Consider the following 13,653-nt stretch of genomic DNA (forward strand, 5'->3'; position numbering starts at 1 on the left):
CCCTTGTCCCTCCCTGTTCTCTGCTCCCTGCTCCCTACTCCCTGCTCCCTTATCCGTTTGACAACCCATCCCACAATCCAGAGTAAATAGGCTCCTAATAAGAAACCTAAGCCGTTCCATTTAATTGCAGCGGATGCACCGAAACCTATTCCAGCTAGGGTAAGCCACAAGTAGCGCTTTTTTTTAGGTGCTTTCAATGCTATTAACAAAAACCAATGCCCGAGTAGCCCTAAGATGACTAAATATATATTGTTCAAGGCGTAGCGAGATTCGACGAGAAATAACCCATCGGCGGCGGCGAAGATGGCTGCAATTACAGCATAACTGCGGCGATCGCTCAACTGATAGGCAATTCCCCCCACAACTAGCGGCACAAACGAGCCTGTTAAGGCATTCAGCCAGCGATAACTCCAAGGAGAATGCAAAGAACCCGTCAGTCCGTTCACTATGTCTCGGTCGATCGGCATGTGTCCGCCCAACCACATTGCGATCGCAATGATATATTGACTCAGAGGTGGATGGGCGTTAAAAAATTGTGTTTGCGTCAGATAGTTGTTCGCAAATTTTGCATAATACACTTCATCAAAGACTAGTGTATTGAATCGACTCAATTGCCAAAACCGCAAGCCAGCGCTGAATGCAAACACTGCAACCATAGCGATCGCCAACCAGGGAAACCGACGCGGAAACTTTCTAGTAGAGGGCATATGATGTCACTCAACTCAAAAGAGTTAGCACATGCTAAAATCAGTCTTCTATCTTAACGACCTAACTGGGCAATGGAGCCACTCCCAAGGCGATTGTACTCACTTTTGCTAGTTTTTCACTTGATTCAGACTATTTAATGCAGCCCATCTTTTAGCTAGACATAAGCTAGACAAGTACTTTTGCCAGCAGTAGCGGTTATTAGTTTAAATATATTAATCAATAATGGATTGCTTCCGGTATGGCAAATCTAGTATAAATCTACATGAACTAAAAATATTGTTAATTTCAGTCTTCAACCTGTTCGCCCTCAAACACAAAAGCACGTAACCCCAAAACTGTTAGATGCTCTGTTTCCAGAAAAAATCTCTCGCTGGAGAAGACTAGACTATCTGTTGTTGTTAAAGCTCATTTGGGCTGAGAAACCCTCAAAATTCTGTCATGTTTCGTAGTGGTAAAGTTAGCCGTGAGGCAAAAGACATGGTAGAGAGATTGCAGCAGAGCGAAAAATAACGACTGCCGATCGAGTAGGTGACGTTCTTAACTTGACCTAATGTATTAAATTAGTATAAATTTTATAACGCCAAGTAAAATAGACGAAAAATTCAGTTTCTGAAGCAAACTAGAATGCGAAAACCAGTTTTAACCATTTTTTATCAGTTTAATCCCTGGTTTCCCAGCATAGGAGGCATTCAAACCGTCATTCGATACTTTATCAAATATGCTGCTAGCGAGTTTGATGTCAGAGTTGTAGGAACTTCAGACCGAGCTAATTTCTCTTCTAGAAAGTGGCAAGAAGCAGAGCTGGAGGGAAGGGCGATCCAGTTTTTCCCCTTGCTGACCGTGGAGAATGATGATGTAAGGGGTTTGCTGCCGACCACGGTGAAATATACCGTAGCGTTATTGCAGCATGACTTCGCTTCAGATTTCATGCACTTTCATCGAATCGAACCAACGCTAGCCTCGCTTAATTGGCAGGGAGATAAGACTCTTTTTATTCACAACGATATTCGCCAGCAAATGACTGCCAAGGATAATAAGAAGGCAATCTTATGGCGATATTTTCCGGCAGGCTATTTTGCGCTAGAAGGACTATTAATAAAGCAATTCGCCGAAATCTTATCGTGTAATACGGAATCAGTCAAGCTTTATCAACAACGTTATGCTAATCTAAGCGAACGAATTAAATACATCAAAAATCCGGTAGATAATGGAGTATTTTACCCGCTTTCTCCCGAGCAACGCGAGGAAGGAAGACGCGCCTTAGCAGCGCGGATGGGCAAATCGGCGGAGACTCGTTTTTTATTATTTGCCGGACGCTTGCACCCGCAAAAAGATCCCGTTTTGTTGGTGCGATCGCTGTTTGCCATGCAGCAGCCAAACGTACACCTCCTAATTGCAGGTGCGGGAGAACTAGCTGAGATAGTAAAAGCAGAGATTGCTCGATTAGATCTATCTCAGCAAGTGACTCTTTTAGGCGCGGTTCCACCAACCGAACTCGCAAAGCTACAACAAGTTTGTAGCGCCTTTGTATTAACGAGTGCTTACGAAGGCTTGCCGCTAGTAGCGTTAGAAGCATTAGCTTGCGGTACGCCAGTAGTCACTACAGATTGTGGAGAAACACCTAAATTACTGAGTTCAGGTAGCGGGATCGTTTGTCAAGAACGCACGCCGGAAGCGATCGCCTCTGCCATAAGTCAGATCCTTTCACGAGATAAAAATTATACAATCGAAGCTTGCGTGCGGGCTGCTGCACCATACGGGGTGCGTCAAATTGTCAGTGATGTGTATCAAAATATGTGGGTGCGCTGGGAACAGCGTCAGTTAGCATCTGGTGTGTCTACAAGTTATGTCTAGCTGGTCAACCTATGGATGAGGAAGTATGACAGGGATAAGATACGACCCGAATCAACTTGCCGCACCTGTGGCAAAAGAAGCGGTCTCCGATGCCAATCTAAAGACCGCTAGGCTCCCAAACACACGTAAATCTCAGGAGTCCACTCTTATACTAGCCAACAAAATTTGCCTCGCCCATAGTTTCTAAGGGAAAGCTCAAGATTCAACAATTGACTCATTGGAACGAGTAAGGACAAAAAAGATCGACAAATTGAATGCAACAAGCCAGCTAGTCTTCTAAGCCAATCTAGAGACGACTGGCTTTATACCCAAACACACGTAGATTTAACAGACACACTTTGCATGAGAATAGCCGTTATTGGTGCTAAAGGATTGCCCGCCAACCAGGGTGGTATCGAACATTACTGCCAGGAAATGTATCCCCGTATGGTGGAACGCAATCATTCCGTAGACCTGTTTGCCCGCTCCTCTTATCTAGGTTCTTCCTGGCTGGAACAGTATAAATACAAAGGGGTGAGAGTGATTTCCTTGCCCTGTTTGCAGCTAAGAGGAGCAGATGCCTTTTTCACTTCCCTGCTAGGGGCGATCGCGGCAAGCGGTAGTCAATACGACATCATTCATTTCCACGCTCTCGGACCCTCGGTATTTAGCTGGTTGCCAAAATTTGCCTCCACTGCCAAAGTCGTTGTCACCTGTCAGGGCTTAGATTGGCAGCGGGCAAAGTGGGGTAAAATCTCCAGCCGCATCTTACATGCAGGCGAACGAGCCGCAGCACGATTTGCAGATGGAATTGTCGTCGTCTCTGACGAACTGCGCACCTATTTCAAACAGACATATAATCGCGACACGGTTTACATCCCCAATGGACCTGCCAGATACGCTCCTACAGATGGTAGTTTTGCCTACGGTACTTCCTTAGGACTGACTCCAGGCAAATACATTACCTATGTCGGCAGACTCGTACCGGAAAAGCGTCCAGACTTGCTAATTCAAGCTTTTCAAAAGCTAAAGCCGCGTGACTGGAAACTCGTTCTTGTCGGCGGGACAAGCGATACTAATGCCTTTGCCAGCGAGTTATCAGAACTCGCTAATAACAACCCTAACATTGTCTTTACAGGAGAACTCCGGGGGCAAAAACTAGCAGAAATCGTGCGGGGGGCGGGATGTTTCACTCTCCCTTCCGATTTGGAAGGACTACCCCTAGCCATGCTAGAAGCCATGCAAGAAGGCGTACCAGTCGTCGCCAGCGATATTCCCGCCCACCAGCAATTAGTTGCTCAAGATCGGGGATTGCTGTTTGGGGCTGGCGACGTGGCAGATTGCACCCAAACATTAGAGCGAGCGATCGCCCATCCCGAAGCACTGGCTGCAATGGCAAATCGAGCGCAAAAATACGTTCAGCAGCACCATAACTGGGATGATATTACTACTGAAACTCTGAACGTTTACAAAACACTGAATCAGACAACAACAATCCGCCCCAGTGTTGCCAAGCAACTGGCTACTACCCCTCCCGTTCAAGCTTCAGAAAAAATAAGTCGCTAACCACGTTAACCAACAGGCTGATAGATGAAGGTGTTGTGATGGAACAGAAATACGCGCTTTTACCGACAATTTTTTATCGGCGGCGCTTGCCCGCTTTAGCCACCTTCATCTCAGTGATGCTTGGTGCGCTGGTCTATCTTATATTTGCCCCCAGGACTTACGAAGCAGAAGCGCGACTGATGCTTGATGGCAAACAATTGAGCCTAGCTGGAGAAACAGGACGCGATTTGACTCAAGAATCAGCCCGACTGGACTCCAACCCAGTCGCAACCCAAGCGGAACTCGCCCTTTCCCAAAAGGTTTTACGTCAAGCAATTTACGAAGCGTATACGGCAAATAATCGCAATAGTAACGCAGAACCACCAACGGTAGAAGAACTCAGAAAACAGTTAAAAGTTAAAACCGTTCCTGCAACTAGCATTCTGGAAATTAAATACAGCAACAAAGACCCCTTAATCGCGGCTAAACTGCTCAATGCTTTAACAGAAGCCATGATTAACGAGGATACGGCAGTGATTCGGCGCGAGGCTGGCTCGGCACGGCAATTCTTAGCAGTAGAAGTTCCGAAAAAACGCGCCCAGCTTGCCCAGGTAGAAGCAACGCTATCGCAGTACAAGCAATCGCAGGGAATTGTCTCGATCGCCGACGACCAAGGACGGGACAACGCCCAGACGACGAGTATAGTCGAAAGTCTAGCCCAGATAGAAGAACAGGAACGCACTACGCTTGCCCAACTGCAAGAAGTTAAGGCACGCAATAGTTCCCTAGAACAGGTGACAGATAGCAGCACCTTAAAAAATACCTATGCCACCGTCCGCAGCGGGCAGAACGAGCAACTGCAAGCACTACGCACGCAATTAGTAGAGTTGGAGGCAAAAGTTGCTAGCGCTCAATCGAAATATAAAGCCGACAGCCCACCACTGCTGAATTTAATCGAAGAACGGGATGCAGCCCGCGCCCTCTATCAGCAAAAAATCGGTAGCGAAACAGGCAACCCAGCAGCTAGTACTTCCAACCCCGCTACTGACAAGTTAAGCCAAGATCTTGCCACGCAATTAATTACTGGAGAAGTTGAGGCTTCAGCATTAGAAGGTAGACTTGCAGCAATTCGTCGCGATCGCGCTACCCTTCAAGAACGCCTCAACCAACTGCCAATCCGCGAACAAGGTTTAGCCGCCTTGGTACGGCAACGCCAAGAAGCAGTCACCTCCTTAGAGTTTTTGCAGCGCAAGTTAGAAGAAGCACGGATTGCCGAAGCTCAAAAAGTCAGCAACCTGCGTCCGGTTGACCTTGCCGAGCCGCCCAGATTACCGACTTGGCCCAATCCCGCGATCGTTTTGGTACTTGCCACCGTCGCTGGAGGTACGCTAGCCCTCGGGACTGTGCTGTTACAAGAAGGACTCGACGGCACGCTACGCAACGCTACAGAAGCAAGCAGTCTAGTCGAAGTTCCCATCATGGGGGTGCTGCCTGTCATCTCACCAGAAGTCAGGGGCAAAGAATACGCTGATGCTTTGATGCAAGAGCCAGCGATTCTAGAATCCTATCGCAGCCTGCTGAGATCCTCAGAATTTGCTGCCAATGAGGATATTAAAGTTATCGTCGTCAGTAGCGCCCTTTCTGGTGAAGGCAAATCTTTAGTGTCTTCCTACCTTGCCGCAGTCGCCGCCACCCTATCGCGCCGCACCTTACTCATTGATGCCGACTTGCGTTGTCCGACACAACACAAACTATTTAAACTTGCTGCCAAGCCAGGTCTTGCAGAAGTGGCGCAGGGTAAGCTAGCTTTGGCAGAAGCCGTTCAAACTACGGGTATTGACAAATTAAAGGTTTTGTGTAGCGGTAGACCTCGCAGCCATCCTTCGGAATTATTTGAATCCAGGCAGATTCAGCAAGTTATCGCCGCTGCTGCGAGTCAATACGACCTGATCGTCATAGACACTCCCCCCGTGACGAGTTGCGTCGATGCCGTGAGCTTGTGCGGCAACGGCGAAAAACTACTCCTAGTTGCCCGTCCGAGCTTTACGCAAAGGGATATCTTCACACAAGCAGTAGCAGAACTCAGGGCGAAACGAGTCGAGATCTTGGGAGTTGCCGTCAATGGGATCGATCCTCAAATTGACAAGTACTACCGTTATGCGTTCCAAAGCTACAAGACTCTGACCAATGTTTCCTAGAACTAGCTGCTAAAACCAGGTGTTATGAACGTGAGAAATGAAATCAGAAGGTTAGCCACCAGCTACCTGCCTGCTTCACAGGTCTCTTTTTGGATCGGAGTGGCGGGTGTCTTGGTAGGGCTAGCTGCGGGCATCCTGGTAGCTGCTCAGCCTGTTTATCTATTTGCTGGGGCGATCGCTTTTGCGATTATTATCAACTTCTTTGCTGATTTTGAACGCACGGCGATCGCCCTGTTAATTCTTCGCAGTTCGCTGGATATCTTCTCGGCGCAGCAAATCCCGGCGTTATTTGCGCTAGGACTAGCGGCTTTAACATTACTTTACGTCGCCGCTGCGTTCTTAGAACGACGCACCATACAGACAGATTGGTTTTGGTGGTTTTTGTTAGCGTGGGTGATGCTGCAAGGTTTGTGGCCTGTACTGTGCATCTTGGGAGGCTTGGGACTGGATGCCTCGCCCTACCTAGCAGATAACGTCAGAGAGTGGACGCGCTTATTCTCGTGGGCAATGGTCTATCTATTAGTCATGCAAATGAAAGATAGAGTTGCGCCGCAAAAGATTATCGCGCTGCTATTTTTCTCGTTAATTCCGCCGATAATTGTCGGCATGTTGCAGAAATATGCTAATTTCTTGCTACCATCTATCCTGGCATTGAAAAAGCCAGCGATTGTTAGTCAGTTTGTGCCAGCGGAGGTGGTCTCAGGCACGCGGATCAACAGCACGTTTGCCCATCCGAATAATTTCGTACTTTATTTACTACTTTTTATTTGTTTGGCTTTCTGGCAACTGTTACGGGGAAGCAAACCACGCTGGATGTGGTTGATTCTCTTATTTTTAATGGCAAATCTCTACGTCGGTACTGGGGCAATTTTTGGTTTAGTCATGCTCATGACTGCTCTAGGAATTGCGATCGCCCCCAGGTTGAAATTTTATAATGCCCTTGGTGGCATCATGTTACTGCTGTTGGTTATAGTTCTATTTGCCAGTACGGATTACGGACGCAGCCGCCTGGATGGAATTTCCAATACTCCACTGCTGAACCCAGATATCGACGTTTCGCGGGCGATCGTCATGTCGTTTTCCGACTACAACAGTTTTAACTGGCGGATTGCCCAGTGGTATTATCTCTTACGCGCATGGCTGTACGAACCTTGGTTTGGCTACGGACTTGGTACTGGCGTTTACTTGAGTCCGTATAATTTAGTACCGCACAACGACTACATTCGCGCTTTAGTAGAAGGAGGTATTATCGGTTTAGTAACTTTTGTGGCACTCTTGGTCGCGCAAGCGATCCGCCTGCTCCAACTGCTGCGACAAGCTCCTAAAGGTAGCGATCGCTGGAATTTTTGCTGGAGTTTGTTAGCCCTACTGATTGCGACTTCCTTGGGGATGGCGACAGATAATGTTTGGAGCGGTACGGCTTTTTACTTTTACTGGTGGACTGTGATGGGCATAGCAGGCTGGAACTGGCAAGAGCGGCAGGATCGCAGTGCAGGCGATCGCGCCATGCTGTTGACAATGGAGACTGCTATCGAAGTGAAAAATTAATCCTCATTCCAAATGAATCCGTGAAAACACAATCTCCCATTTCCTTATCAACTGCTGACAGTACTCCTTCGTCCCTGCGTCTATCTGAGGAAACACAACAATTGTTGTGCTGTCCAGTTTGTGCCGCTCAATTAGAATTGGACGAGTCTCAGCTCAAATGTACGAACAGTCTGTGTCAGGCTTGTTTTCCGATTGTGAATGGCATCCCCATATTGATTGACGATGAGGCAAGCGTGTTTGCGATCGACGATTATCTCGATATAGACAATTCAACTCTCAAACCAAAACCTTTATGGGAAAGACAACTCATTAATTTAATTCCCAGCATTCATTTAAATCTTAAAGGCAAGCAAAACTATCAAAAATTTGTTGCCCTACTTCAGCAACGCCATTCCCGTCCAAAAGTTTTAGTTGTTGGTAGTAGCATCAGAGGTCAAGGAATGGAACCCCTGTATTCTGCTCCTGACTTAGAACTTGTAGAAACAGATGTTGCTTTTGGCGCGGATGTCTCAATTATCTGCGACGCTCACAGCCTACCTTTTGCAGACAATTCTTTCGATGGAGTTGTCATTCAAGCCGTCCTCGAACACGTCGTCGATCCTTATCAGTGCGTCGCAGAGGTGCATCGCGTTCTCAAACCAGAAGGAGTTGTTTATTCCGAGACTCCTTTCATGCAGCAAGTCCACTTGGGGAGATATGATTTTACTCGCTTTACCCACTTGGGACATCAGCGTTTATTTAGAAATTTCGCCGAAATCGCCAGCGGTTCAGTTTGCGGTACGGGAATGGCACTCGCTTGGAGCTATCAGTATTTTCTGTTGAGCTTTGTCAAGTCATCCGCTGCTAGAGCTTTAGTAAAGACAGTAGCAAGGCTAACTAGTTTTTGGTTGAAGTATTTCGACTACATATTAATTGACCGAGCCGGAACATATGATGCGGCATCTGGTTTCTATTTTCTCGGCACGAAAAGCGATCGCACTGTTTCAGATCGAGAATTGCTAGCTCAATATAAAGGCGCTCAAGCTAGCTCTTTTTAAAAGAGCTTTACCATACAATGGCATGTTTTCCTCGATCGCACTCTATCTTGAGACATTTCTAATTCCATTTATTTACTAATAACTGCATAGAAATATATCGATCGAAGAAGCGAGATGAAGACAAGTCAATTAATAACAGGCTCGTGCTTGTAACAAAACTCCCTCGTCTGTGAAGAGACTTTGTTCGATCGCTGCTTTGTGCCATGACGATTGAAGCGATCGGATTGAGTCAAAAAATAATTTCAATTGGCTATTATGTATTTCCGATATCTAGACGAACTGAAAAGAAATACTCTAGTTTAAGAAACATAATTTCCCAAGTTGAAATTTAAAATATGCCTAAAGTTTCAGTCATTATTCCAGCCTACAATTCCATCGCCTATTTACCAGCAACTCTGGACAGCGTGCTGAGACAGACGTTTACTGATTTTGAAGTATTAATTGTTGATGATGGGAGTTCCGATAACACTGCTGCATGGGGCAGTCAAATTCAAGATCGGCGCATCCAATTCATAACTCAAGCCAATCAAGGTACATGTGCCGCGCGCAATACAGGTATTGCTTTGGCGCAAGGAGAATATATAGCATTCCTCGATGCAGATGACTTATGGCATCCAACCAAGTTAGCTAAACAAGTCCGCTATTTGGACGAACATCCAGAAGTCGGCTTAGTGTATACTTGGACGGCATTGATCGATCCCGAAGGTAGACCTACGGGCAGAATCTTTGCTAGTCGCGATCGGGGTGACGTGTGGCAGCAACTCGTACAGCGCAATATTACGGAATCTGGCAGTTCGTTTATGATGCGCCGTTGCTGTTTTGAAACTGTAGGGGTATTCGACACGACCTTATCCCACGTTGGCGACTGGGATATGTGTTTGCGAATTGCAGCTCGCTATAAGTTCGGGGCGATCGAGGAACCTTTAGTGTACTATCGCCAGTACTCGAACAGCATGTCCAAAAACTGGCAGCGGGTGGAGAAATGTTTTTATACAGTGCTGGACAAAGCATTTCAATCTAAATTGCCAGAACTACAAGATTTAAAAGACCGTTGTTATGGCTTGGTAAACTTAACCCTTGCTTGGAAATGCCTGCAAACTCAAACCAAGGATTACAAACAAGCGATTCAATTTCGTACCACCGCGATCGCCTATTCCCCTCAACTGCGGTACTCTAAAGAGTACGTTCGCCTGAGTGTAGCAATTGCGATCGTGCGCTGGTGCGGTGCTGATGGCTACAATCGTCTCTTGGCAATATTTCATGCTCTGCGGCGGCGAATCTCAAACCTCAGAAATCGGCTTTCACTTCCTCTCAGTACGGGTTAAGTGTTGCTTGTAACTTATGCTTCAAGTAGTTCGAGTCCTCAATCGTCTAGCTTAGTGCGACCGGACGGCGACGAACTACCGTCTAAAACCAAGAATTAATGCATACCAACCAATCTCTCAAAACTCTCAAAAACAAAGTCCTCCAAGGAGGTATTTATCTAACTATTAGACAGTTGGCAGCATCAGCGCTTTCCTTAGTCAGCGTGCTGGTAATTGCTCGCGTCTTAGGACCAGAAAATTATGGCGTAGTTGTCTCGGCTGCATTTATTCTTTACTTTACTTTCTGGACGGCAAAATGCGGCTTAGATGTCTACTCGATCCGCCAACCCACTTTACCGAAAGATGCCGCAGAGCAGATTTTAGCGTTTTACAATACGGTAGGAATCGGGCTGTGCGTGTTGCTGTGGTTTGCTACGCCTCTAGTGGGTGCGTGGACGGGACAAAGCGTGCTAGTCGAAGTCCTGCGGTGGCTCGTTCCCGTCATTTGGTTGGAAATGGTAGCTAGTGCCTCGATCGCCATGATGGAGCGAGAACTGCGTTTTCCCCAAGTTGGTTTGGTTGAAACTTTGGCACAGGTATCGAACTATGCAGTCTCCGTACCGCTCGTACTCCTAAATTGGGGCTATTGGGGACCAATCGCTGGTTTTGTCGTTCAGTTTACGCTACTAGCGGTGATGGCTTCTGTTTGCTATCCGATCGCGTGGCGTTGGCGCTGGCAACCGCAATTCATTGGTTCTGCACTGCGTAGCGGTTTGGCTTACTCCGGCTCTAATTTAATTTGGAATTTTAAAACTCTCACCGTCCCCCTAGTTGTGAGCCGTCTAGGTGGGTTAGAAGCGGCTGGAATTGTCGGTATTGCCATCCGTCTTTCCGATCAGTTGGGAATGCTGCGGATCGTGATCGCTCGGCTTTCCATCAGCACTCTTGCCAAATTACTCGGCGATACTGATGCATTGCGCCGCGCCATCAGTCGTGGGATTATCTATCAAGGTCTGTTGGTTGGTCCAGTGTTTGCTCTCTTTTCTTGCTGTGCTAACTGGATCGTCCCTTTAATGTTTGGCAAGAGTTGGCTACCCAGCACCCAAGTCTTTACATTCGTTGCCCTAGCAACCTTGCTCTACACGGTATTCAACATGCATATCTCGGCGTTATATGCCGCAGGACACAATCGCGATGTGGCTCGGTTTAACGCCATCTATATTAGTCTGTTTTGGCTAGCTGCTTGGCTGCTCTTACCAGTTTTAGGAGCTTGGGGTTATGGCGTGGCAGAATTATTTGCCTTACCTAGTTTTTTGGCGCTGCATTTTTCTATCACCAGATTGTGTGGCGCACCGGATTATGGGGATGCAATTTGTTTAATTATCGCCACGGCAATTCCCCTACTTGCTGGTCCCTGGCTGCCGTTTTACATCAGTTTGAGTTTGTTGGTTGCCAGCTATAGTATTTTATTTCTGGCTCGACCCACCCTTAGAAGCATTCCTCTCGAATTGTATGCAGCTTGGAAAACGCCTAAGCCTGCTAAGTAGTAGAAAGTCATTTGTCATTTATGGCGATCGATGGTTAGTTCTTCTCAGTTTTGACTCTTCGTTTTGCTCAAGAGCAAGCTTTTGACTTTTGACTTTTGACTTTTGATCTAGACTGCCAAAAATCGCTGAATGACATCCTGACTGAGTTCGCTGGTAGTACCAGATGCGACAATTCCGCCTTTTTGCATCGCATAGTAACGGTCGGCTTGGCGGACGAAATGCAGGTGTTGTTCTACTAACAGAACGGAAATTCCAGTTGTAGCGATAATGTCGCGAATTGCTGCCTCAATTTCTAAAATAATGGAAGGCTGAATTCCTTCTGTCGGCTCGTCTAATACGAGTAAGCGGGGATTTCCCATTAAGGCACGGGCGATCGCGAGTTGTTGCTGTTGTCCGCCGCTTAAGTCACCACCCATCCGCGATCGCATTGTTTTCAAGACGGGAAACAAGGAAAAAATGCGATCGGGAACCTTTTGATGGTTTTTTCTACCTTGGGGTAGCGCTTCAAAACCGAGTAGTAAATTTTCTTCTACTGTTAAGCGAGGAATAATTTCTCGCCCTTGAGGAACGTAACCAATTCCTAATTTTGCTCGTTTATCTGGAGACTTCAAAGTTATCGGCTGTCCGGCAAAAGTTACTGCACCGCTACGAGGTTTAATTAACCCCATAATTGTTTTTAGCAGCGTCGTTTTTCCCACACCGTTGCGCCCGATCAGACAAACCATTTGTCCTTCTGTAACGCTAAGATCTACGTTGCGTAAAATATGGCTTTCACCATAATAGACATTCAGTCCCGCAACTTGTAACACTGGTTTTTGGGCAGTAGAAGAATTGAATGATGAGGCGATCGCGTCTGTAGCAGGATTCATATTTTATTTTTGGTAATTGGTAATTGGTAATTGGTAATTGGTAATTGGTAATTGGTAGTTGGTAGTTGCTCCCCCAGCTTTCCCAGCTCTCTTTTCCCTGCTCCCTACTCCCTGCTCCCTGCTCCCTGCTTGTGTTCTACTTCTTGTCCCAAATACACTTCAATCACGCGAGGATCGTTTTGTACTTCGTCAATGTTACCTTCACACAGTACCGAACCTTGATGCAACACTGTTACCTTACGCGCAATCTGACGCACGAATTCCATATCATGCTCGATCACCATAATGGAATGACTTTGAGCCAAAGCTAAGAGTAAATTCCCGACATTTTCGGTTTCTTCATCGGTTAACCCTGCAACAGGTTCGTCAACTAATAATAAATCTGGCGATTGCGCTACCAGCATTCCAATTTCCAGACGCTGTTTTTCTCCGTGAGATAGTTTTGACGCAGGTAGATCTGCATTTGCAGTGAGTCCAATTGTTTCTAATAACCCAGATACGGTTTGGCGTTCCGCACTCTTAGGTTTACCAAATAAAGTTGACCACAGCTTTTTTTGTTGATTGCACGTGATTTCTAAATTTTCTCGTGGAGTTAAGTTGAGATATATTCTAGGCGTTTGAAACTTGCGACCGATCCCCATGCGGGCAATTTGATGTTCTTTGAGCGATCGCAAGTTTTTTCCTTTGAACAATACCCGTCCTTGAGTTGGTTTTGTCTTCCCTGTAATCACGTCCAAAAATGTTGTTTTTCCTGCTCCATTAGGACCAATAATAACTCTTAATTCACCTTTGTCTAGACTAAAATTAAGATTTTTCAGTGCCTTAAATCCGTCAAAACTGACCGTAACATCTTCTATTTCTAAAATTTTTTCGCCCACTTTATACCCCCTGTTTCAGTTATCAGTTATCAGTTATCAGTTATCAGTTATCAGTGGTAGTTGGTAATTGGGTGGTGCGTGGTGCGCTCAGGCGTGGTGCGTGGTGGGTGTAGTGTTTTTTCTCCCTCAGCTCCCTCAGCTCTCTTCTCTCCCTCAGCTCCCTTCTCCCCCTTGTCTCCCTTGTCT

The 13,653-nt window shown here is 46.5% G+C and carries 10 protein-coding genes; 7 read left to right on the forward strand and 3 right to left on the reverse strand.

Annotated features, from left to right (window positions below; translation table 11 throughout):
* A partial coding sequence (locus tag C7Y66_RS27045; RefSeq protein WP_146149893.1) for a phospholipid carrier-dependent glycosyltransferase occupies window positions 1-707 on the reverse strand: 707 nt, incomplete at its 3' end.
* 625 nt (window positions 708-1,332) lie between these two features.
* Between C7Y66_RS27045 and C7Y66_RS27050 the strand changes: the two genes are divergently transcribed.
* From C7Y66_RS27050 to C7Y66_RS27080, 7 genes are all read left to right on the forward strand, one after another.
* Window positions 1,333-2,562 (forward strand): glycosyltransferase family 4 protein, encoded by a 1,230-nt coding sequence (locus C7Y66_RS27050; protein WP_106217432.1) that lies wholly within the window; start codon window positions 1,333-1,335, stop codon window positions 2,560-2,562.
* Between the two features lie 342 nt (window positions 2,563-2,904).
* Window positions 2,905-4,107 carry a glycosyltransferase family 4 protein gene (locus C7Y66_RS27055; protein WP_106547965.1) on the forward strand — a complete coding sequence of 401 codons (1,203 nt, stop codon included), beginning with the start codon at window positions 2,905-2,907 and terminating at the stop codon, window positions 4,105-4,107.
* A gap of 38 nt (window positions 4,108-4,145) precedes the next feature.
* Window positions 4,146-6,284, forward strand: coding sequence for a polysaccharide biosynthesis tyrosine autokinase (locus C7Y66_RS27060; protein WP_106547966.1), 2,139 nt, complete (start codon window positions 4,146-4,148; stop codon window positions 6,282-6,284).
* A 24-nt stretch (window positions 6,285-6,308) separates the two neighbouring features.
* The gene (locus C7Y66_RS27065) at window positions 6,309-7,832 is read left to right on the forward strand and encodes an O-antigen ligase (RefSeq protein WP_199197669.1); all 1,524 of its coding nucleotides are present in this window, start codon (window positions 6,309-6,311) and stop codon (window positions 7,830-7,832) included.
* Between the two features lie 20 nt (window positions 7,833-7,852).
* Window positions 7,853-8,869 carry a methyltransferase domain-containing protein gene (locus tag C7Y66_RS27070; RefSeq protein ID WP_106547967.1) on the forward strand — a complete coding sequence of 339 codons (1,017 nt, stop codon included), beginning with the start codon at window positions 7,853-7,855 and terminating at the stop codon, window positions 8,867-8,869.
* A gap of 335 nt (window positions 8,870-9,204) precedes the next feature.
* On the forward strand, window positions 9,205-10,194 hold the full coding sequence (locus C7Y66_RS27075; protein WP_106547968.1) for a glycosyltransferase: 990 nt from the start codon (window positions 9,205-9,207) through the stop codon (window positions 10,192-10,194).
* Window positions 10,195-10,292: 98 nt separating this feature from the next.
* A complete protein-coding gene (locus C7Y66_RS27080; RefSeq protein ID WP_106547969.1) occupies window positions 10,293-11,720 on the forward strand; it encodes an oligosaccharide flippase family protein in 1,428 nt (475 codons plus the stop codon).
* A gap of 107 nt (window positions 11,721-11,827) precedes the next feature.
* Here the strand turns inward: C7Y66_RS27080 and urtE are convergent, their stop codons facing one another.
* Both urtE and urtD read right to left on the reverse strand, forming a co-directional pair.
* Entirely contained in the window at window positions 11,828-12,589 is a 762-nt protein-coding gene (gene urtE, locus C7Y66_RS27085) for an urea ABC transporter ATP-binding subunit UrtE (protein ID WP_015155522.1), read from the reverse strand.
* Between the two features lie 104 nt (window positions 12,590-12,693).
* On the reverse strand, window positions 12,694-13,467 hold the full coding sequence (gene urtD / locus C7Y66_RS27090; protein WP_015155521.1) for an urea ABC transporter ATP-binding protein UrtD: 774 nt from the start codon (window positions 13,465-13,467) through the stop codon (window positions 12,694-12,696).
* Window positions 13,468-13,653: the final 186 nt, after the last annotated feature.

Origin of the sequence: Chroococcidiopsis sp. CCALA 051, from assembly GCF_003015105.1 — a bacterium.
Classification (GTDB): Bacteria; Cyanobacteriota; Cyanobacteriia; order Cyanobacteriales; family Chroococcidiopsidaceae; genus Chroococcidiopsis; species Chroococcidiopsis thermalis.

Bases quoted from the DNA above. Each gene is read 5' to 3' on its own strand.
- C7Y66_RS27050 (WP_106217432.1), top strand. From the start codon at position 1,333: ATGCGAAAACCAGTTTTAACCATTTTTTATCAGTTTAATCCCTGGTTT.
- C7Y66_RS27055 (WP_106547965.1), top strand. From the start codon at position 2,905: ATGAGAATAGCCGTTATTGGTGCTAAAGGATTGCCCGCCAACCAGGGT.
- C7Y66_RS27060 (WP_106547966.1), top strand. From the start codon at position 4,146: ATGGAACAGAAATACGCGCTTTTACCGACAATTTTTTATCGGCGGCGC.
- C7Y66_RS27065 (WP_199197669.1), top strand. From the start codon at position 6,309: ATGAACGTGAGAAATGAAATCAGAAGGTTAGCCACCAGCTACCTGCCT.
- C7Y66_RS27075 (WP_106547968.1), top strand. From the start codon at position 9,205: ATGCCTAAAGTTTCAGTCATTATTCCAGCCTACAATTCCATCGCCTAT.
- C7Y66_RS27080 (WP_106547969.1), top strand. From the start codon at position 10,293: ATGCATACCAACCAATCTCTCAAAACTCTCAAAAACAAAGTCCTCCAA.
- urtE (WP_015155522.1), bottom strand. From the start codon at position 12,589: ATGAATCCTGCTACAGACGCGATCGCCTCATCATTCAATTCTTCTACT.